This is a genomic window from Allobosea sp. Root381 (assembly GCF_001429395.1).
GTDB lineage: Bacteria > Pseudomonadota > Alphaproteobacteria > Rhizobiales > Beijerinckiaceae > Allobosea.
In genome coordinates, this window is sequence record NZ_LMJT01000009.1 from 60,163 (window position 1) to 80,421 (window position 20,259).

Here is a 20,259-nt window from a genome sequence, read left to right on the forward strand (position 1 = left end):
ATCATCATTCCATATTCGGAACAGACGGCTTCCGGGCGTGCTTCGGCCAGGACCCCATGCTAAAGCCGGCTCGTCTTACAGCAGGCGACGGACCGCGATGAATCCGATCTTTTCCGCTCTCTCGACCAGTGTCTTCGAAGTGATGTCGCAGCTTGCGCGCGAGACCGGTGCCGTCAATTTAGGCCAGGGTTTCCCCGACGATCCGGGCCCGCTCGACGTGCGCCAGAAGGCGGCCGATGCGGTGGTGAACGGCTGGAACCAGTATCCGCCAATGATGGGCCTGCCCGAGCTGCGCCAGGCCACCGCCGCGCATTACAAGCGCTGGCAGGGGCTCGATCTCGATCCCGACAGCGAGATCATGGTGACCTCGGGCGCGACCGAGGCGATCGCCGGCGCGCTCATGGCACTGGTCTCGCCGGGAGACGAGGTCGTGCTGTTCGAGCCGATGTACGACGCCTATGTCCCGCTGGTGCGCCGCGCGGGCGGGATTCCGAAATTCGTCACGCTGACGCCGCCACATTTCGGGCTGAGCGAGGAAGCGCTGGCGAAGGCGTTCTCGCCGAAGACCAAAGTGGTCCTGTTCAACAACCCGCTGAATCCGACCGCGACGATCTTCAGCGAGGCCGATCTCGACCTCCTCGCCGATTTCTGCGTGCGCCACGACGCCGTCGCGATCTGCGACGAGGTCTGGGAGCATGTCGTCTTCGACGGCCGTCGCCACCTTCCGGTGCTCGGACGTCCCAACATGCGCGAGCGCACGGTCAAGATTTCCTCCGCGGGCAAAATCTTCTCGCTCACCGGCTGGAAGGTCGGGCTCGTCATGGCCGCCCCACCGCTGATGAAGGTGCTGTCCAAGGCGCATCAATACATCACCTTCACCACCCCGCCGAACCTGCAGGCGGCCGTCGCCTACGGGCTCGGCAAGGAGGACGGCTATTTCGAGGGAATGCGGGCCGATTTCCAGCGCTCGCGCGATCGCTTCGCGGAAGGGTTGAAGGGGCTGGGCTTCGAGGTCCTGCCCAGCGTCGGGACCTATTTCCTCAATGTCGACATCGCCCCGCTCGGGGAGAGCGACGACGTCGATTTCTGCAGGCGGCTGGTGATGGAGAACGGCGTGGCCGCGATCCCCGTCAGTGCCTTCTACGCCGAGGGCGCGGTCAAGACGGTGGTGCGGTTCTGCTTCGCCAAGCGCGACGCAACCCTCGATGCCGCTCTGGAGCGACTGACGGGCCGCCGCCCGCGCTGACGCGAGGGGTCAGCTGCCGATCAGCTGGGTCGCGACGGCGCCGGCGGCAACGAGCCGCTGTTGCAACTCGGCGGTGGTTGGGCCGCCATCCGGCGATGTGCGGGCGGTGTCCATCGCGGTCATCAGCTGCGCCAGGGCCTGCTGCGCGAGGTCCTTGTCCTTGGTGCGCCGCGCCAGCTGCAGCATCGCCTCGGCCTGGTTGGCGAGCGTTCGCGCCCGCAGCAGCGGCGCCCTGTCCACCCGGCGCTCTTCCAGAGCGGTGGCGTAATAGGCGATCGCCTCCTCCAGCACGACCGGCTCGCTGTAGCGCTCGCCCATCGCCGAGAGCACGCCGCCCATCTGGTCCTGAAGCTCGGCCCAGCGCAGCGGTTCGCGGGCCCGGTCCGTCGCCGCTGCGACGCGATTGATGCCATTGAAGGCGCGTTCCAGCAGGGACAGGTCGCTCCGGCGCCGGCCGAGCGTGGCCCGTGCCCGCGAGATCATGTGCTCGGCCTCGAGCCAGCGCGATTCGTCGTCGCCGCGATCCCAGACGGAGAGGACATTGGCGTGGGCGGCGATCGCTTCCTCGAGCAGTTCGTCGTCCTTTCGAGCGACTCCGAGCGTCACCGCCAACCGGCCGAAGCGCAGCTTCAGCGACCGCCAGAGCGCGGGTGCTGCCTCGCGTCGCAGATCCTCCAGCCCGGCGCGGCAATGCGTCAGGGCCTCGTTCAGCCGCTTGGCCTCGCCGCTGACGGTGGCAACGCCCTCCAGCGCAGCCGCAAGCGCGTCCTGGACGCCGGCATAGGCCACCGCGTCGGTCAGGCCATCCAACCCTTCGAGCAAGCGGCGTAGCGCGGCGATGGCGGTGTCATAGCCGTCGCGCCCGCCGAAATCGGTGCTGATACGGGCCAGTGCCACCGCCTGGTCGAGCGCCGTCGCACGGCTGCGTTCGATCGCGGCGAGGCCGATCAGGGCGGAAGCCTCGCCATAGCGGGAAGCGGCCTCGCGATAGGAGGTGGCCGTCGTGCGCAGGAAGCTCACGGCTGCCCGGTCGGCGCGGTTCTCGCCGATCAGCAGGCGGCGCTCGGCCGGAAGGGTGGATAGATCGGTCGCCTTGCCGATCGCCTGCAACTCGGCCTGAGCGAGCGCCTTGTCGGCATCGGCAAGCCGGCCGGCGACGAGCGCGGCCAGCGCGGTGGCGCGCAGTCGCCGGATGTCTTCCTCGCCCAGCGGCAGCGCGAGCCGGTCGGTCAGGGCGAGGAAATCGACCGCCTTGCGGTCGAGAAGGGCCTCCTCGGGGGAGGTCGGGTCGGGGCGGCGCAGCCAGTCTGCGATCATCGCCGCCAGCGCGGCTGGCGGCATGCCGTGGCGCAAGGAAACGCGCGCCAGAAGCGGAGCAATCTCGTCCGAGGGGCTGATGGCTGCCTCCTGCTCCGGCTGGCCTAAAGCATTTTCGAGCGAAGTGGGTGCCGGTTCGCGTGAAGAAAATGCGTCATAACAAATAGCCGGATCGTTTCCGCGCTTCGGAGAAACGCGGAAACGACCGAGAGGGCTTACTTGGCCGCGATGACCGCGATTTCGACGGTGAACTGCGGCGCGGCGAGCTTCGCCTCGACCGTGGCGCGGCCCGGCGTCTGGCCGGCGACGATCCACTTGTCCCAGACGGCGTTCATCTCGGCGAAGGTCGACATGTCGGACAGCCAGATATTGACCATCAGCAGCTTCGTCTTGTCGGTGCCGGCCTCGGCCAGGAGCCCGTCGATGATGCCGAGGATATCGGCGGTCTGCTCGCCGACGCTCTTGCCGGCGGCCTTGTCTGCGACCTGGCCGGCCAGATAGACGGTGTCGCCATGGACAACGGCCTTGGACATGCGCGGACCCACGCCGATACGCTGAATGCTCATGATCAAATCTCCTGCAGAAGGGCGTTAGCTGGTAGCCCGAGCCGAAGCGTTTCGCAAACCCTGAAACCGCCCGCGCCCGGCTGCTCCGGCGTCAGGCGATCGCCGCCCAGCCGGCCCAGAGCATCGCATAGCGCGCGCCCTTGCCGAGCAGGACCAGCAGCACGAAACGCCGGAGCGGATAGTTCATCGTCCCGGCGACAAAGGTCAGGGGGTCGCCGGCGATCGGCAACCAGGCGAAGAGCAGCGAGGGCCAGCCGAAGCGCGCGAACCAGCCTTGCGCCTGCCCCAGCCGGCGCGGATCGGGCCGCAGCCTGCGCGGCAGTCTTTCGATGCCATGCAGCGCGATCAGCCGGCCGAGCCACCAGTTCATCACGGAGCCTGCGGTATTGGCGAGGCTCGCGATGAGAAAGAGCAGGGCGGGATCGACCGTGCCGGCGGCCAGCAGTCCGAGGAAGATCGCTTCCGACTGGGCCGGCAGCAGCGTCGCTGCGACGAAGGCCGCGCTCGCCATCCCGGCGAGCGACCAGAATGCTTCCATGCGGTTATGGCTCGCGCGCAGGCGGGGCGTGGCGGAAAAAAGCCTCCTGCGCCATCAAAGCCTGCGCAGCGCAACCTGCTGGATGCGGTGGCTCGCGCCCTTGGTCAGGATCAGGCTGGCGCGCTGGCGTGTCGGCAGGATGTTCTCCTGCAGGTTCGGCAGATTGATGCCGGTCCAAAGGTCCTGCGCGATCGAAAGCGCCTCCTCCTCGCCGATCTCGGCATATTTGCGGAAGAAGGAGCGCGGGTCGCGGAAGGCCGTCTGGCGCAGCGTCATGAAGCGGTTGACGTACCAGCGATGCAGGTCGTTCTCGTCGGCATCGAGATAGACGGAGAAGTCGAAATAATCCGAGACGAAGGGAATGACCGTGCCGTCCTTGGGCATCCGCCCCGGCTGCAGCACGTTGAGCCCTTCCAGGATCAGGATGTCGGGCCGCTCCACCGTGACCGTTTCGCCCGGCATGACGTCGTAGACCAGGTGCGAATAGACCGGCGCCGTGACCTGCGACTTGCCGGCCTTGACGTCGGAGAGGAAGCGCAGGATCGCGGCGCCGTCATAGCTCTCGGGAAAGCCCTTGCGCTGCATCAGCCCGCGGCGCTCCAGCTCGGCATTGGGCAGGAGGAAGCCGTCGGTGGTGACGAGCTCGACCTTCGGCGTGTTCGGCCAGCGCGAGAGCAGCGCCTTCAGCACGCGCGCCGTCGTCGACTTGCCCACCGCGACCGAGCCCGCAACGCCGATGATATAGGGAACCTTGACCTCGGATTCGGCCAGCAGGAAGCGCTGCGTCGCCTTGAACAGCCCCTGCGTGGCCGCGACATAGAGCGAGAGCAGGCGCGAGAGCGGCAGATAGATCGCGACGATCTCGTCGAGCGAGATCGGGTCGTTGATCGATTGCAGCTTGGTGAGGTCGTCGACGGCCAGCGTCAGCGGCGTATCGGCGCGCAGATGCGCCCACTCGTCGCGCGTGAAGCTGCGATAGGGCGAGGGCGGCAGATTGACCGGAGCCGGCATCACACGCTGGTCCATGGGGCGGCCCGCATTCCAGGCTTCGAGGTTCAACGCAGGACTAGCCTCAACGGGGTCGTGCGGCTTTCTCCGCCAGGCCGGAGCGCACGGTGCGAGCCTCAAGCTGGCTCAAGATGTCCTGCAATGCAATATCGCGCGACTTCAGCATGACGAGCAGATGATAAAGCACGTCGGCGCTTTCGGCGATCAGCTCGTCGCGGTCGCCCTTCACCGCCGCGATGACGGCCTCGATCGCTTCTTCGCCGAACTTCTTGGCGGCACGCTCGGGCCCGGCGGCGATGAGCTTCGCCGTCCAGGATTCGTCGGGGGAAGCCGCCGCGCGTTCGGCGATGCGGGCTTCGAGATCGGCGAGGGTGAAGGTCATGACGAACTCCTGTCACTCCGGGGCGCGCCCTGGGTGCGAACCCGGAACCCACGACTTGGTGAGGCATCCCGTGCCCGGTCGAGGGCGGTTCGCCCGGTCGTGGGTTCCCGGTCCTTCGCTACGCGTGGCCCCGGAATAACAGGCGGAAGGAGCCGCACCACGGCTTAGTCCAGCCTCATCCTGAGGCCCGCCTCCGCCATATGCGCCTTGGCCTGGCCGATCGTATAGGTGCCGAAATGGAAGATCGAGGCGGCAAGCACGGCGGAGGCGTGCCCCTCCTTCACGCCGTTGACGAGGTCGTCGAGGTCGCCGACGCCGCCGGACGCGATGACCGGTACTTGGACCGCGTCCGCGATGGCCCGCGTCAGGCCGAGATCGTAGCCGACCTTGGTGCCGTCCCGATCCATCGAGGTGACCAGCAACTCGCCCGCGCCCAGCGACACGACCTCGCGCGCGAAGGCGACGGCTTCGATCCCGGTCGGGTTGCGCCCGCCATGGGTGAAGATCTCCCAGCGCTTGGCTGAGACCTCCTTGGCGTCGATGGCGACGACGATGCACTGGTCGCCGAACTTCTCCGCTGCCTCTTTGACGAATTGCCGGTTGGTCACGGCCGCGGTGTTGATCGAGACCTTGTCGGCGCCCGCCAGCAGCAGCGCGCGGATGTCCTCGACCTTGCGCACGCCGCCGCCGACGGTCAGCGGCATGAAGCAGGCGGCAGCCGTGCGGGTGACGACGTCGAGCAGCGTGCCGCGATCCTCATGGCTCGCCGTGATGTCGAGGAAGCAGAGTTCGTCGGCGCCGGCCGCATCATAGGCCTTGGCGGCCTCGACGGGGTCGCCCGCATCGACGAGGTCGAGGAACTTCACGCCCTTGACGACGCGGCCGTCCTTGACGTCGAGGCAGGGGATGATGCGGGTCTTGAGCATGGGTTGGCCGTTCCCGGTGCGTAGAGCCGGCAGCCTATGCCGGATTTTGCCGGCTTCGTCACCTTTGCAGCCGCGCTTTCGCCGTGTTCCCTCCGCATGGGTCGCTCGCAACGAGCATGACATTTGGCTCAAGGGGCGAGCACGAACCCGAAATTCGCCTTTGCCGCTTTACAAGCGCTGCCCCAAGGGCATTCTCTAGGGGAATGGCGGCGGCTGGGGCTCGGGCGCAAGACCGGGCCGAAGCTCGACAACGCCACATCGTGCAACGGTTTTGCGTCGTGGAGTGGTGTGATGCGTCGCTTGTCCGGCCTCCTGGCCGCCTTCATCCTGTCCTTCATCGGCATCGCGGCAGCCCAGGCGGGCGTCAATGTCCGGGTCGACATCGCCAGTCAGCGCATGCAGGTCACCACGACTGACGGCGAAAGCTATAACTGGGCGATCTCGTCCGGCCGAAAGGGCTTTCGCTCGCCGAACGGCCTCTATCGGCCGACGCGGCTCGAGAAGAACTGGTATTCGCGCAAATATGGCGGCGCGATGCCGAACGCCGTGTTCTTCCGGGGCGGCTATGCCATCCACGGCACGGCCGCTGTCGGCGCGCTCGGGCGACCGGCCTCGCATGGCTGCATCCGTCTGCATCCGGCCAACGCCGCCAAGCTCTTCGCGCTGGTCAGGAAGCACGGCGCCGGCCAGACGAGCATCGCGCTGAACGGCGCGGCGCCGGACAATCTCTCGAAATTCGCGAAGGCCTCCGGTGGCGCGAAGACGAAAATCGCCAAGGCCAAGACGAAGCCCGGCGCAGCGGTGGCCCAGAACCGCAAGGCGCCGAACTGGGACTCGGCACGCGACCAGATCCTGCTGCGTCCCGCGCTGCCAGCCGGGGCCTATGGCTATCAACCCTATTACCCCAGCAGCTACCAGCCTCCCGTGGTCGGCGGCGGCTACTGGCGCTGAGCCCTCATCCCATCGGGATCAAATCGCCTCCGGCGCGATCCGCAGCCAGCCGGTCATCGTCTCGCCGGGCTCCAATCGCCTGAGCGGCGCAACCTTCCGCGCCGCCGGCTCGCTCGGCGAGCCGATCGCGTGGCTCTGCGGCTCGACGCAGAGGAAATCCGCTCCCGCCGGCGCCCAGACGACCGGGCAGCGCAGGCTTTCGCTCGCGGTCAAGGTGATGGCGAGACCGGTGGAGGGGGTCTCGATCCGCGCGGTGCCGTCCCAGCCGAGGAAGCTCCAGGCGGTCTCCCGCCCATGGGCGAAGACCGGCTTTCCGGCATAGGGACCGCCGCCTTCGAGCGGCTGCGATCCCGTCGCGCGATAGCCTTCGCCGAGGATCAGCGCCCCCTCCGCGCGCATTTCGAGGCGCGTATCGCCGGCGCAGGGGAACCAGGGATGCTGGCCGAAACCATAGGGTAGTGCCCGGTACGCCTCGTTGGTCAGCGTAAGCGAGACGGTCATACCCGCCTCGTCGAGGCGAATTTCCTGGATGATCCGGTAGCGATAAGGGTCCGGGCCGTCGCTGCGACGGTGTTCCAGCACGGTATGCCTGGCGGTCTGACCGAGTATGGCCCAGGCGGACTGCCAGCCGAAGCCATGGATGTTGCCGGCGCCCGAGGGATTGTTGTCCGGCACGAGAAAGCGCTCGCGGCCATCGTCGACGATGCCGCCGAAGGCGCGGTTGGCGAAAGGCACCATCGTCCAACTGCCCATCTTGTTGGGAGCGGTCGTGCTCGGCACGAGCCCGTCCGGCGAGCGCAGCAGCCGATGGCGCCGCTCGTCCGGCCCGCGCCATTCCAGCGCGGCGATGATCCCCCCGATTTCAGGATGGATGCGCGCGGTCAGGTTGCCGGACTGGAGTTCGAGCATGACTGCCTTGGCCTTCGGGAGGTCGGTGACGGGTGTTCGTCCCGCCAGCGACAAGCGCATGGGCTGCTCAGGTGTCAAGATCGACGCGGCCGGCGTTGTCCGGGCTTGACCGAAGGCTCGACCACGGAGGATTCTTGGGCTCCGCTTCGCTCCGGGAATGACGAAGCCTCTGCCGGAGCCGTCCATGCCGAGACCCCTCATTGCCCTCGACTGGGGCACGACCCGCGCCCGCGCCTTCCTGATTTCGGCGGCCGGCGAAGTGCTGGAGCGCCGCAGCGCCGATCAGGGCATCCAGTCGGTGCCCGTCGGCGGGTTTCCGGCGGCTTTCGAGACGATCGCGGGCGAACTGCGCCGGGCCGCGCCCGATGCCGCGATCGTGCTGGCCGGCATGGTCGGCAGCCGCAATGGCTGGATCGAGGCGCATTACGTGCCATGCCCGGCCTCGCCTGACGCGATCGCCGCAGCCGGCATGACCGCGACGCTCGCGGATGGCACGCCCGCGACGATCCTGCCCGGCCTGTCCTGCGACGAGGGCGCCTTCGATGTGATGCGCGGCGAGGAGACGCTGATCGTCGGCCTGCGCATCGATGACGGCATCGCCTGTCTTCCCGGAACCCATTCCAAATGGGCGCTGGTCGAGCACGGCAGCATCGTGCGCTTCGCGAGCTTCATGACCGGCGAGATCTACGGACTGCTGCGGGAGCATTCGATCCTGTCGCGCCTCGCCGAGGAACCTTCGGGCGACGATACCCCTCGCGGGGCGGCGCTGGGCCTCGCCGCGGCGGCGCGGCCGGGTGGGTTGCTCAACACCGCCTTCGCCTCGCGCTCCGAGGTGCTGGCCGGGCGCATGCCGGGCGGCGCCGTTGGTCCCTATCTCTCGGCACTGCTCGTCGGCCATGAGATTGCCGGCGCGCAGGCGCTGTTCGGCCGCGGCCAGCGCGTGCATCTCGTCGCCGACGGCGTTCTGGCGCAAAGCTATGGAGCGGCGCTGGCCGCCGCCGGCCTCGAGGCGACACTGACGACGCCGGAAGCCGCCTTCGTGGCAGGCGTCCGCCGTCTCGCGGAGCGCGTCGCGGCATGATCGTCGTCTTCGGCTCGCTTAATGTCGATCTGGTCGTAGCCGTGGAGCGCCTGCCCGGCGTCGGCGAGACCGTGATCGGCCCGGCCTATGCGCTGCATCCGGGTGGCAAGGGCGCCAACCAGGCGCTCGCCGCTCGCCGCGCCGGGGCCGACGTCGTTCTGGTCGGGGCCGTGGGTCGTGACGCCTTCGCCGAAGCAGCTCTGTCGTTGCTGGCAGCGGACGGCGTTGAACTCTCCCATGTCGGCGAGGTCGAGGCTCCGACGGGGGCAGCTTTCATTGCCGTCGATGCGGCAGGCCACAACCAGATCGTCGTCGCGGCTGGCGCCAACGCATTCGCCCGGGCCGAGGCGGTCGGCAGGCTGCTACTCGGCGAGAAGGACATCCTGCTGCTGCAGCGCGAGGTGCCCGAGGCCGAATGCATCGCCGCCGCCCGGGCGATGAAGCGCGCCGGCGGGAGGGTTGTCCTGAACCTCGCCCCCGCAGGCCCACCGGCCGAGGATCTGCTGGCCTGTGTCGATATCCTCGTCGTCAACGAGCATGAGGCGCTGATCCTGGCGCAATCGCTCGGCTGGCCGGAGCGCGAGCCCGGTGAGATCGCCCGCCGCTGCGATGCCGAACGCGGTATCGCCTGCATCGCCACGCTCGGCGCGGAAGGCGCTATCGGCTGGTATGGCGGCGTCCGCCGCGGCCTCCCGGCCCCTGCCATTTCGGTGGTCGATACGGTCGCGGCCGGCGACAGTTTCACCGGCGCCTTCGCCGCCGCCCTATCGGCCGGCTACGGCTTCTCGGCGGCGCTGCAGCGCGGACTCGCCGCCGGCTCGCTCGCCTGCACGATGGCCGGCGCGCAACCCAGCATTCCCCACCGCGATGCGATCGAGGCGCTGGTCGGAGACGCCTTTCTCTAGAGCCTGCTCATTTGCGCAACCAGACCGTGAACGGCGAGGTCACGCCTTAGTTGAAGCCGGGGCACATCCCGACGCCGGTGCGCTCGATCTGCTCGATGCTGGCCGAGCCGCCGGCCTTGCCGAGCCGCGGGCGCATGTAGAGCGGCGAGTCGCCGAGCGTGATCGCACCGTCCTTGATGATCTCGCCGACGACCGGCGTGAAAGCATAGCTGGCCTGGGCCATGATCAGCGAAGTGTTCGGGACGCGCAGATCGGCCGGCAAGTTGACGGTCGTGCCGCGGGCGAGCTTGGTGGAATTGTCTTCGTCGCTCCAGCAGACGCGCGCGAGGCCGGCGCCATCGATCACGATGTGATGGATCGACATCTTCGGGGCCACGCGGTTGTAGGGCATCATCACGGTCTGTGCGGCGTTGAAGATGTTTTGGATCTCGGCATTGCCGATGGCTGCCTTGGATTGTGACGCAAGGTCGGCCAGCGTCCGCGTCAGCTGCGTGACCTTGCGATCGATCATCACAGCCTGCCCGACCTCGACGATGCCGAAATAGATCGTCAACATCACAGGAAGGATCATCGCGAATTCGACGGCTGCGACGCCGCGGCGGTTGCGGCGAAGCCGCCTGACGAGGCCGCGCAGCGCGGCCCGGTTGCGTTTCAGCGAGAACGCGCGCGTCATCGCCGGCCTCATGTCCCGAAGGGCTCGGTTCGGAAGGCCGTGGTCGCGACGATGCCGCGCCGGCCCGAGCCGATATTGACCAGGCTTTCGCTCCACAGGGTGAAGATCAGCCGATATTCGAGCACCGCGCGGACCACGACGATCTGCTCGGCCTGCGGCTGGTTGAAGCCGAAGCCGGTCGTGTTGAGGCCGCCGGCGGAGATCGGGTTGCTGGCGTCGACCCCGCTCTTGGCATCGCCGAAGGAGGAGAAGCTGCGGACGTCGATCGTCACCTTGGAGCAGTCGACCAGGATCCGCGCCTCCGCGCAGATCTCGTTGCGGAAGGCGGCAGTATTGGCAGCTGGGTTGCCGGTGAAGCGGTTGTTCGCCTCGCCGGTGAGCAACTGGCGCGAGGTCCGCGACACCGCCTCGTCGAGCACCTGGCTGGTCCAGAACATCAGGGCCGTCTCGAAGATCGCGGCGAGCACGAACAGGAACGGAAAGGCGATGAAGGCGAACTCGACGGCGGTGGCGCCGTCCTGCGAGCGCCGGAAGCGCGAGATCAGCCGGCCACGGCGCCGTGGGCTCGCCTCAGCAGGCGCCTTCGCAAGGGTTTCGATCGGGACGGGGGGCATGACGTCGGGCGTCCGTTGTCGCTTTGCAGATCCGCGCCGCCGGGCGGTCGAGACAGCCATCGCCGGTCGCGGCGTCGGCCCCGGTGACGGGAAAACTCATAGTGGCAAAGAATTTCCGATCCGTTAGGGGCGGTCGCGGCTCGGTCGGGCGGGCGTTAGCGGATCGTTCACCTTGGGAGGTGGCGCGCTGCCTTGTGGCGAAGGAACCGCAGCCGGAGTTCCGGAGCGCTCCGAATGACGGAACAGCGCGGCAATTCGATCTATCGCCCGGCAGAAGCGCGGGAGGTGTCGCTCAGCGCTTGCTGGCGCCCATGGCCGAGGCGCTGCGGGCTGAGGCCTGGCCGCCGACCTCGCCGAAGTATTTCTGTGCGTCGCCGAGCTGGGCCGAGGGCTGACAGACAGGGGTGCAGGAGTAGCTTTCCCGCTCGAGCCCGCGCTGCACCGTCAGCACGGAATCGGAATCCGCGCCCACGCGCACGAGGGATTCCGCCAGAAGCGTGCCGCTGGCATCGAGCGCGATCAGGTTGGTGACGCCGAAGCTCTTGCCGGTGACGATCATCACGCCGTTCTTCTGGATCGCGACATCGGCGATGGCGGGGTTGCCGACGATCACGGTCTGAGCCTTTTCAGGCAGCCTGACGACCTTGGCGTGGTCGACCATGACCAGGACGCTGTCGGCCTTCGCCGCCTGCGGTGCGGCGGAGGCAGGCAGTGCGGAGACGGCCAGCATCGTCCCCATCGCCGCTGCAGCGAGAGCCCGGCCTGCCCAGGGCGAGCGAGGGCGGCAAAGCCGTGCAGCGGCCGAGAGAGTCGTCATGGCGGCGCCTCAAGATTTCCGAGGCCGCCAGAAAAGCGCAAAATGATGAACCAATCCCTAATCCCGCGCTTGCGGCCGAATTGATTCTGCATTCGCGTCGATGCCGTAAGGAGAGATCTGGCCAGCGGGTTGCCCTTCGGGCGCGGAAACGGCGGGGAAATTCAGTTAATCTGCGTGTTGCATATAGAAGTAATTAGAATTTAATCTCTGTTGTTGACACGGTGTCGATAGTTTCTCTTGAATTCGTCCTTTAAAAATCGAGTAACCATCGGATAAATGTCCGTATCGACGCGCGAATTCTTTGATCGCCTTAACTGATCGGCAAGGGGGGCGGGGTAATGTCCATTTGTCGCTGACCGAAGCCACCTAGAGCGAAGGCAGCAGTCAAACCGTGGTGCAATAGGAGTTCAACATGTCCAAGCTTTTCGCTCGCTTCGCCAAGGACGAGTCCGGCGCGACCGCCATCGAATACGGCCTGATCGCCGCCCTGATCGCCGTGGCTTGTATCACGATCTGGGGCACGGTCGGCTCGAGCCTCATCGCCCGTTTCACCGAGATCGACGCTGCTCTGCAGTAAGACTGGTGCGAGCGCCGAGGCGCTCCAGATCTCAACAACAAAACGCCCCGGCTCGTTCGGGGCGTTCTGCTTTCGGCAGCAAGCGGCGCTCTCCGGAACAGTGTTGATCGCAGTAATGTTTTGGTGAGGCGCCCGCGCCAGTATCGCCGGACACGCCGCCGAGCCCGAGGGCACCTCTATGTCGCTTCCGCTCATTGCCATGCTCTTCGTCTTCCCGGCCGCCATGGCCTATGCGGCGGCGAGCGACCTCGTCTCGATGACGATCTCGAACCGGCTCTGCCTCGTCCTGCTGGCAGCCTTCGCGGTCTGCGCCGCGGCGCTTGGACTGGGCTGGGACCAGATCGGCTGGCATCTGGCCGCGGGCGGGCTGGTCCTGACGATCTGCTTCGGCATGTTCGCCGCCGGCTGGATCGGCGGCGGCGACGCCAAGCTCGCAGCCGTGACGGCGCTCTGGTTCGGCTTCGACCAGTTGATGCCCTATCTCGTCTGGGCCGCGCTCGGCGGTGGCATCCTGACCTTCGTCTTGCTCAAGCTCCGCTCGGGCCCGCTGCCTCAGGTCGCAAGCGAATGGTCTTGGGCGCGCCGCCTGCATTCGCCGAAGGAGGGCGTACCTTACGGCATCGCGCTGGCGTTCGCGGCCCTTCTCGTTTTGCCCGACACCACGCTTTGGCGCGCCGCCGTCGGTCTCTAACAGCGTCCTTACGGAAACACGGCGGCTATTGTCTCGATGCAGTGCCTTCCGGGTGCGGGTTGCTGGCGCATATTTCCGCCGGTCTGAGCCGGATTCAAAAAAGACACGTCCGGTTAACCATAATTTGACGAATGCCGCGGCACGATCCTTGCCGAGAGCCAACTCGGTTGGCTGAGGGTCAGCCACCATGAGTCCCGCCCGTATCATCATTCTCCTGGTCGCGCTGGTCGCCGGCGTCGGCGCTGCCCTGTTGATCAGGAAGCCGGCGCAGGGACCTGCCCCGGTCGCCCGTGTCGAGGCAGCCCCGACGGTTCCCGTGCTGGTCGCGGCCGCCGACATTCCGGTCGGCAACGTCGTCGCCGCCGCCGATCTGCGCTGGCTCGACTGGCCGAAGGCCAGCGTGCCCGCCGGCGTGATCCGCAGGGACGAGACCCCGCAGGCGGAGCAGGAGCTCACAGGCCAGGTCGCCCGCTTCGGCATCCTCGCTTCCGAGCCCGTCAGGCGTGAGAAGCTGATCAAGACCGACGGCACCGGCTTTCTCTCGGCGGTGCTGCCTTCGGGCATGCGCGCCGTCGCGATCTCGACCGACAGCCGAGGCGCCAATACGGCCGGTGGCTTCATCTTGCCGAACGACCGCGTCGACGTCGTCGTGACCATGAAGGGGAACGCGGCAGAGGGCGAGGGCGAAGCCTTCCTGAGCGAGACGATCCTGCGGAACCTGCGCGTCCTCGCCATCGGCCAGAACGTTCAGGAGCGCAACGGCGAGAAGGTGGTGATCGGCGAGACCGCGACGCTCGAGGTCGAGCCCGCGCAAGTCGAGACGCTGTTCCGCGCCCAGAAGATGGGGACGCTGTCGCTCGCGCTGCGCAGCCTCAAGGATGCCGGGGAGGTCGCCGCGGGCCCCTTGGCCGAAGGCGCAATGACGATCGTCAAATTTGGCGTCACGATGAGGAGTGCGAACCAGTGAGCCGGCAAGCTAACCTCTTCCCCGCCGTCGCCCTCCTGGTCGCCTCGGCGCTGCTCCCGGCCGGCGTGGCGGTGGCGCAGTCCGCCGCCCCAGCACCGGTGCTGAACGTCGGCACGAGCGAGCATGCGATAGCTCGCAAGCTCGACCTGTCGATCGGCCGATCGTTGATCGTCGAGCTGCCGCGCGATGCGAAGGAGGTCTTCGTCGCCAATCCGAAGGTCGCAAACGCGGTCGTCCGCTCGGCGCGCAAGCTCTTCATCATCGGCATCGCCGACGGTTCGACCTCGATGTTCGTGATCGACGCCGAGGGCCGGCAGATCTCCGCGCTCGAGATAACGGTCGGGCGAGACCTCAACGTGCTGCGCCAGACGCTGCGGACCGCGCTTCCCAAGGCGCAGATCGAGGTCAAGCCGGCCGGCAATTCGATCCTGCTCGTCGGCAACGTTTCGAACGCCTCCGAGGCGACACAGGCCGTCGACATCGCCAACGCCTTCGTCGGCGTTTCTGGCGGCCTCTTCAGCAGCTCCAAGGGCGCGGTCATCAACTCGCTCTCGATCCGCGGACGCGACCAGGTGATGGTCAAGGTCGTGGTCTCCGAGGTCTCGCGCAAGGCGATCAAGCAGCTCGGCATCAACTCGACCGGCGAGTGGAAGCTCGGCAATTTCTCGATCATGCCGACCATCGACAACCCGTTGCCGCTGCAGCCGCAGGCGCTCGCGGCGACGGCCGTGACGGCCGGCATCGGCAACTCGACGAATTTCACCCTGCGCGCGCTGGAGCGCGCCGGCCTCTCCCGCGTCCTCGCCGAGCCGACGGTCACCGCGATCTCGGGCGAGAGCGCCAAGTTCACCGCCGGCGGCGAGGTTCCGGTTCCAAGCGGCTATACCTGCGACGGCGCCAATGTTTGTACGCTCGGCATCCAGTACCGCGCGATCGGCGTGGCGCTGAACTTCACGCCGATCGTGCTGTCCGACAACAAGATCAGCATGCGGATCGCCACCGAGGTCACGGAACTCGATTTCGAGAACCAGCTGCGCCTCAGCGACACGCGCGTCAGCGGCCAGCAGGTCGTCAACGCGCCGGCCTTCCGTGTCCGCAAGTCGGACACCACGGTCGAGCTGCCCTCCGGCGGCACGCTGGCGACGGCAGGTCTGATCCAGCGCGTCTCCAAATCCTCGCTCAACGGCTTCCCCGGGCTGATGAACCTGCCGATCATCGGCGTGCTCTTCCGTTCGCGCGACTACCAGCGCGAGGAGACCGAGCTGATGATCACGGCGACGCCCTATATCGCCAGGCCGATGGAGCCCAACCAGGTCCAGCGGCCGGATGACGGTTTCGTCGAGGCCCATGACGCCCAGGCCGTGCTGCTCGGGCGCCTGAACAAGATCTACGGAACCAGCGGCGGGCCGGTGCCGCAGGCCTACAAGGGCCGCGTCGGCTTCATCGCCGATTGATGGCCAAGATTTTATGGCCAAGGCCGCACGCGCAAGGGATGGCGAGACCATGACGGCTCGATCACTGCAGACCACCAGCCTTCGTCCTGCCGGCCTCGGCCTCCTCCTCGCCGCGGCGACGATGCTCGGCGCCTGCGCGAACAAGGGCGATCTCGCCAATTCGGGCACACCCATCGATGTGCGCGAGCGCCACCCGATCGTGCTGCGCGACGCGCCCCGCTCGCTCGATGTCTTCGTCGGCCGCTCGGGCGGCGCCCTCGACGCCCGTCAGGCGGAAGATGTCGCCGATTTCGCCAGGGAGTACCGGCGCTCGGGCAAGGGCGGCCTCGTCGCCCAGGTGCCGACCGGAACCCGGCGCGAGCTGGCGGCGCACGACACGCTGAACGGCATCCGCTCGGCGCTCGCCCGCGGCGGCGTGCCGGGAGCGGTGCTCTCGGTCAGGACCTATCAGGCCGAGGATCCGGAGCTGGCATCGCCGATCCGTCTGACCTTCGCCTCGCTGCAGGCGGGCCTGCCGCATGATTGCGGGCAGTGGCCGGCCGATCTCGGGGTTTCCAGCATGAAGGGCGACATGGCGAACGAACCCTACTGGAACTTCGGCTGCTCCAGCCAGGCGACGCTCGCCGCCCAGGTGGCCGATCCGATCGATCTTGTCCGCGCCCGCAGCGAGGGCCGCCCCGACATCGCCAAGCGCATGGGCGCCATCGCCAAGATCCGCGAAGGCAGGGATCCCTCGACCCAGTACCGCCAGGAAACGCCGCAGATCAATTCCGCGGTCGGAGGTCGCTGATGAGCGCCGTTCAGGATTTCGAGGCGCAGCCGGGCGACGTGGCGGGCGAGGAGGTCGTGGCGCCGCTGCCGCGCATCACCTTGCAGGCCTTCTGCGAAACGCCCGCCGTCGCGGCGACGATGCAGGCCGCGATCGCCGACCGGCGCATGGACAAGGCGCATGCACGCATCCAGATGGGCGGCCCGGCGGCAGCGGTCGAAGCCTTTCGCACCGCGCCGACCCCGAACGTCATCGTGCTCGAGACGGTGTCCGATCCGGCGGCCCTTATCGGCCATCTCGACCTGCTCTCGGAGAGTTGCGACGCCGGCACCAAGGTCGTCGTCATCGGCCATGTCAACGACGTCCAGCTCTATCGCGACCTGATCCGCCGCGGCGTCAGCGAATACCTGATCGCGCCGCTCGAGACACGCGACGTGCTGCGGACGCTGTCGGAGCTCTATGTCGCGCCGGGCGCGCGCAATCTCGGCCGCATCATCGCGGTGATGGGCGCCAAGGGCGGCGTCGGCGCCTCGACCGTCGCGCACAACGTCGCCTGGTCGATCGCCCGCAACCTCGACGCTTCCACCGTCATCGTCGATCTCGACATCGCCTTCGGCACGGCCGGGCTCGACTTCAACCAGGATCCGCCGCAGGGCATCGCCGAGGCCGTCTTCGCCCCGGAGCGTCTCGACGCCAACCTGCTCGACCGGCTGCTCTCCCGCTGCAGCGACAATCTCGCCCTGCTGGCCGCTCCGGCGGTGCTCGACCGCACCCTCGACCTGTCGGAAGATGCCTTCGAGCCGCTCTTCGACCTGCTGCGCGCCAGCGTGCCCTGCGTCGTACTCGACGTTCCGCATGTCTGGAGCGGCTGGACCAGGCGCGTCCTGATGAGCGCGGACGAGATCGTCGTGGTCGCCGGCCCGGAACTCGCCTCCCTGCGCAACGCCAAGAACCTGGTCGACCTCGCCCGTGCGAGCCGCCCCAATGATTCCGGCGCGCGGCTGGTGCTGAACCAGGTCGGCATGCCCAAGCGGCCGGAGATCGATGCGTCCGAGTTCGCCAAGGCACTCGGCGTCGAGGTGCTGACCTCTGTCCCGTTCGACGCCCAGCTCTTCGGCACGGCGGCGAACAACGGCCAGATGATCGCGGAGGTCCAGCCAGGCGGCAAGGTCACCGAGGCGTTCATCCAGATTGCCAGCGCCCTGACGGGCCGCGGCGAAGCCAAGCGGGGCAAGCGCAGTCTGTTCGAGCCGCTCGTCGCCAAGCTGCGGCGGAGAGCCTGAGGCCGGCGCGAAAGAGGGTTGAGATGTTCGGAAAGCGATCTTCCGCAGCGGCCGCTCCGGCTCCGGCCTTGAAGGCGCCGGGCGCGGCCGCCACTCCGGTGCGGCAGCCCGAGCCGCTCGCCGCCGAGGCGCGCCGCCCGCCGCCGCCGGCCGCACCGGCCGAGCAGCCGCGCTCCGAAGATTATTACCAGATGAAGAGCATGATCTTCGGTGCTCTCATCGAGGCGATCGACCTCTCGCAGCTCGCAAAGCTCGACGGCGAGTCGGCGCGCGAGGAAATCCGCGACATCATCAACGAGATCATCTCGCTGAAGAACGTCGTGCTCTCCATCTCCGAGCAGGAGGAACTGCTCGACGACATCTGCAACGACGTGCTCGGCTACGGCCCGCTCGAGCCGCTGCTGGCCCGTGACGACATCGCCGACATCATGGTCAACGGCGCCGGCCGGACCTTCATCGAGACCGGCGGCAAGATCCAGCTCACCAACATCCGCTTCCGCGACAATGCGCAGCTGATGAACATTTGCCAGCGCATCGTCAGCCAGGTCGGCCGGCGCGTCGACGAGAGCTCGCCGATCTGCGATGCGCGCCTCGCCGACGGCTCGCGCGTCAACGTCATCGCACCGCCGCTGGCGATCGACGGCCCCGCGCTGACGATCCGCAAGTTCAGGAAGGACAAGCTGACCCTCGATCAGCTGGTGCGGTTCGGCGCGATCTCGCCGCCGGGCGCCGAGATCCTGAAGATCATCGGCCGGGTCCGCTGCAACATCGTGATTTCCGGCGGCACGGGCTCCGGCAAGACGACGCTGCTCAATTGCCTGACGAACTACATCGACCACGACGAGCGCGTCATCACCTGCGAGGACGCGGCCGAGCTCCAGCTCCAGCAGCCCCATGTCGTGCGCCTCGAAACCCGCCCGCCCAATCTCGAAGGCACCGGCGCGGTTACGATGCGCGATCTCGTCAAGAACTGCCTGCGCATGCGCCCCGAGCGGATCATCGTCGGCGAGGTGCGGGGACCCGAGGCCTTCGACCTGCTGCAGGCGATGAACACTGGCCATGACGGCTCGATGGGCACGCTTCACGCCAACACGCCGCGCGAATGCCTCAGCCGTATCGAGTCGATGATCACGATGGGCGGCTTCTCGCTGCCCTCGAAGACGCTGCGCGAGATGATCTGTTCTTCGATCGACGTGATCATCCAGGCGCAGCGTCTGCGCGACGGCTCGCGCCGCATCACCCACATCACCGAGGTGATGGGCATGGAAGGCGACGTCATCATCACCCAGGACATCGTCAACTACGACATCCTCGGCGAGGACGCCCATGGCAAGCTGATCGGCCGTCACCGCGCCACCGGAATCGGCCGGCCGCGCTTCTGGGAGCGTGCGCGCTATTTCGGCGAGGAACAGCGGCTTGCCGGCGCCATCGACGAACTCGAGCTGGGCAACGCCAATGCGGCCTGACGGTGTCGAGCGGCTCGATCACGTCGCATTCGGACGGAAACGTCCGAATGCGAAAAACGTGATCGATTCTATAATTTTAGAGCATTGCTTCGGCGAAAAACCGGTTCCCACGTTTTCGCGCAATGCTCTGGGTCGGCGGCCATGGATCTGAGCTTCATCGCCGTCATCGTGCTGGCGACGCTGGCCGCGGGCGGCGTCGCCTATGCGCTGTTCTATCCGGCGCTCAGCGGGCAGAGTCGGGCCGAGAAGCGTCGCAAGGAATTCGCATCGCCCGTCGCGGCCCGGACCTTCGACCGCGAGGCGCAGGCGAGGGCCAAGCGTGGCCAGATCGCGCAGAGCCTGAAGGAGATCGAGAATCGCGAGAACGCGCGCAACAAGCTGACCCTGGAGCAGCGCATCTCGCAGGCGGGGCTGAACTGGGACCGCCGGAAATACTACCTCGTCAGCGCGGCCATGGCGGCCGGCACCGGGCTCCTTCTGCTCGCGATGAGCGGCAGCATGCTGCTCGGCCTGGTCGGGCTGTTCATCGGTGCGCTCGGCATGCCGCTCTGGTTCCTGCAGTCCTGTCGGAACCGCCGGCTCAAGCGCTTCGGCAACGAATTTCCGAACGCGATCGACGTCATCACCCGCGGCATCAAGGCGGGCCTGCCGCTGAACGACTGCCTGCGCATCATCGCGAGCGAGGCGGCCGAGCCGGTCAAGACCGAGTTCCGCCTGATCATCGAGAGCCAGGCGCTCGGGCTGCCACTGACCGACGCGGTGGCCAAGCTCTATGAGCGCATGCCCTGCGCGGAATCCAATTTCTTCGGCATCGTCCTGGCGATCCAGCAGAAGACCGGCGGCAATCTCTCGGAGACGCTCGGCAACCTGTCCCGCGTCATCCGCGACCGCCGCAAGATGCGCGACAAGATCAACGCCGTCTCGATGGAAGCCAAGGCCTCGGCGGCGATCATCGCCTGCCTGCCGCCCTCCGTCGCCGGAATGGTCTACCTGACGAGCCCGCGCTACATCGAACTGCTCTGGCTCACCCAGGCGGGCAAGTTCGCGCTCGTCGCCAGCGCCGTCTGGATGCTGATCGGCGTCCTGATCATGCGTAAGATGATCAACTTCAATATCTGA

22 protein-coding genes are annotated in these 20,259 nt (G+C 67.3%); 12 read left to right on the forward strand and 10 right to left on the reverse strand.

Annotated elements, in window-relative coordinates:
• Positions 1–97: 97 nt before the first annotated feature.
• Positions 98–1,246 carry an aminotransferase gene (locus tag ASE63_RS09750; RefSeq protein WP_056800267.1) on the forward strand — a complete coding sequence of 383 codons (1,149 nt, stop codon included), beginning with the start codon at positions 98–100 and terminating at the stop codon, positions 1,244–1,246.
• Positions 1,247–1,255: 9 nt separating this feature from the next.
• On the opposite strand, the gene ASE63_RS09755 is transcribed toward ASE63_RS09750, so the two are convergent.
• The 6 genes from ASE63_RS09755 to hisF all read right to left on the reverse strand — a co-directional run bounded on the left by ASE63_RS09755 (position 1,256) and on the right by hisF (position 5,983).
• Entirely contained in the window at positions 1,256–2,587 is a 1,332-nt protein-coding gene (locus ASE63_RS09755) for a hypothetical protein (protein ID WP_056800270.1), read from the reverse strand.
• 191 nt (positions 2,588–2,778) lie between these two features.
• Positions 2,779–3,129: a RidA family protein gene (locus ASE63_RS09760; RefSeq protein WP_056800272.1), complete on the reverse strand. Its 351-nt coding sequence runs from the start codon at positions 3,127–3,129 to the stop codon at positions 2,779–2,781.
• Positions 3,130–3,220: 91 nt separating this feature from the next.
• A complete protein-coding gene (locus ASE63_RS09765) occupies positions 3,221–3,667 on the reverse strand; it encodes a VTT domain-containing protein (protein WP_056800275.1) in 447 nt (148 codons plus the stop codon).
• Between the two features lie 54 nt (positions 3,668–3,721).
• The gene (gene coaA, locus ASE63_RS09770; protein WP_056800278.1) at positions 3,722–4,693 is read right to left on the reverse strand and encodes a type I pantothenate kinase; all 972 of its coding nucleotides are present in this window, start codon (positions 4,691–4,693) and stop codon (positions 3,722–3,724) included.
• 46 nt (positions 4,694–4,739) lie between these two features.
• On the reverse strand, positions 4,740–5,057 hold the full coding sequence (locus ASE63_RS09775; RefSeq protein WP_056800281.1) for a phosphoribosyl-ATP diphosphatase: 318 nt from the start codon (positions 5,055–5,057) through the stop codon (positions 4,740–4,742).
• A 164-nt stretch (positions 5,058–5,221) separates the two neighbouring features.
• Entirely contained in the window at positions 5,222–5,983 is a 762-nt protein-coding gene (gene hisF / locus ASE63_RS09780; RefSeq protein WP_056800283.1) for an imidazole glycerol phosphate synthase subunit HisF, read from the reverse strand.
• Between the two features lie 291 nt (positions 5,984–6,274).
• On the opposite strand from hisF, the gene ASE63_RS26490 reads away from it, so the two are divergent.
• Positions 6,275–6,934, forward strand: a complete 660-nt coding sequence (locus ASE63_RS26490) for a L,D-transpeptidase (RefSeq protein WP_082609797.1) — start codon at positions 6,275–6,277, stop codon at positions 6,932–6,934.
• An 18-nt stretch (positions 6,935–6,952) separates the two neighbouring features.
• Here ASE63_RS26490 and ASE63_RS09790 read toward each other — a convergent pair whose 3' ends face one another.
• Positions 6,953–7,903, reverse strand: coding sequence for a hypothetical protein (locus ASE63_RS09790; protein ID WP_056800286.1), 951 nt, complete (start codon positions 7,901–7,903; stop codon positions 6,953–6,955).
• Positions 7,904–8,027: 124 nt separating this feature from the next.
• Here ASE63_RS09790 and ASE63_RS09795 point away from each other — a divergent pair, with 124 nt between their 5' ends.
• Entirely contained in the window at positions 8,028–8,924 is an 897-nt protein-coding gene (locus ASE63_RS09795; RefSeq protein WP_162261743.1) for a 2-dehydro-3-deoxygalactonokinase, read from the forward strand.
• Positions 8,921–9,829 carry a ribokinase gene (locus ASE63_RS09800; protein ID WP_056800292.1) on the forward strand — a complete coding sequence of 303 codons (909 nt, stop codon included), beginning with the start codon at positions 8,921–8,923 and terminating at the stop codon, positions 9,827–9,829. The genes ASE63_RS09795 and ASE63_RS09800 overlap by 4 nt, the downstream gene beginning before the upstream one ends.
• Before the next feature lie 46 nt (positions 9,830–9,875).
• Here ASE63_RS09800 and ASE63_RS09805 read toward each other — a convergent pair whose 3' ends face one another.
• The 3 genes from ASE63_RS09805 to ASE63_RS09815 form a co-directional block, all read right to left on the reverse strand.
• On the reverse strand, positions 9,876–10,502 hold the full coding sequence (locus ASE63_RS09805; protein ID WP_162261744.1) for a TadE/TadG family type IV pilus assembly protein: 627 nt from the start codon (positions 10,500–10,502) through the stop codon (positions 9,876–9,878).
• 8 nt (positions 10,503–10,510) lie between these two features.
• Positions 10,511–11,116: a TadE/TadG family type IV pilus assembly protein gene (locus ASE63_RS09810; RefSeq protein ID WP_056800298.1), complete on the reverse strand. Its 606-nt coding sequence runs from the start codon at positions 11,114–11,116 to the stop codon at positions 10,511–10,513.
• A gap of 292 nt (positions 11,117–11,408) precedes the next feature.
• The gene (locus ASE63_RS09815) at positions 11,409–11,846 is read right to left on the reverse strand and encodes a pilus assembly protein N-terminal domain-containing protein (protein ID WP_244491366.1); all 438 of its coding nucleotides are present in this window, start codon (positions 11,844–11,846) and stop codon (positions 11,409–11,411) included.
• A 499-nt stretch (positions 11,847–12,345) separates the two neighbouring features.
• Between ASE63_RS09815 and ASE63_RS26495 the strand changes: the two genes are divergently transcribed.
• From ASE63_RS26495 to ASE63_RS09850, 8 genes are all read left to right on the forward strand, one after another.
• Positions 12,346–12,510, forward strand: coding sequence for a Flp family type IVb pilin (locus tag ASE63_RS26495; RefSeq protein ID WP_082609799.1), 165 nt, complete (start codon positions 12,346–12,348; stop codon positions 12,508–12,510).
• A 178-nt stretch (positions 12,511–12,688) separates the two neighbouring features.
• Positions 12,689–13,201 (forward strand): prepilin peptidase, encoded by a 513-nt coding sequence (locus ASE63_RS09820; protein ID WP_056800305.1) that lies wholly within the window; start codon positions 12,689–12,691, stop codon positions 13,199–13,201.
• A gap of 187 nt (positions 13,202–13,388) precedes the next feature.
• On the forward strand, positions 13,389–14,168 hold the full coding sequence (gene cpaB / locus ASE63_RS09825) for a Flp pilus assembly protein CpaB (protein ID WP_056800308.1): 780 nt from the start codon (positions 13,389–13,391) through the stop codon (positions 14,166–14,168).
• Positions 14,165–15,622, forward strand: coding sequence for a type II and III secretion system protein family protein (locus ASE63_RS09830; protein WP_056800311.1), 1,458 nt, complete (start codon positions 14,165–14,167; stop codon positions 15,620–15,622). Before cpaB ends, ASE63_RS09830 begins: the two co-directional genes overlap by 4 nt.
• Positions 15,623–15,671: 49 nt before the next feature.
• Positions 15,672–16,412 carry a CpaD family pilus assembly protein gene (locus ASE63_RS09835; RefSeq protein ID WP_056800653.1) on the forward strand — a complete coding sequence of 247 codons (741 nt, stop codon included), beginning with the start codon at positions 15,672–15,674 and terminating at the stop codon, positions 16,410–16,412.
• On the forward strand, positions 16,412–17,674 hold the full coding sequence (locus ASE63_RS09840; protein ID WP_056800314.1) for a P-loop NTPase: 1,263 nt from the start codon (positions 16,412–16,414) through the stop codon (positions 17,672–17,674). Before ASE63_RS09835 ends, ASE63_RS09840 begins: the two co-directional genes overlap by 1 nt.
• A 23-nt stretch (positions 17,675–17,697) precedes the next feature.
• Positions 17,698–19,140, forward strand: coding sequence for a CpaF family protein (locus ASE63_RS09845; protein WP_056800319.1), 1,443 nt, complete (start codon positions 17,698–17,700; stop codon positions 19,138–19,140).
• A gap of 141 nt (positions 19,141–19,281) precedes the next feature.
• Entirely contained in the window at positions 19,282–20,259 is a 978-nt protein-coding gene (locus tag ASE63_RS09850; protein WP_056800321.1) for a type II secretion system F family protein, read from the forward strand.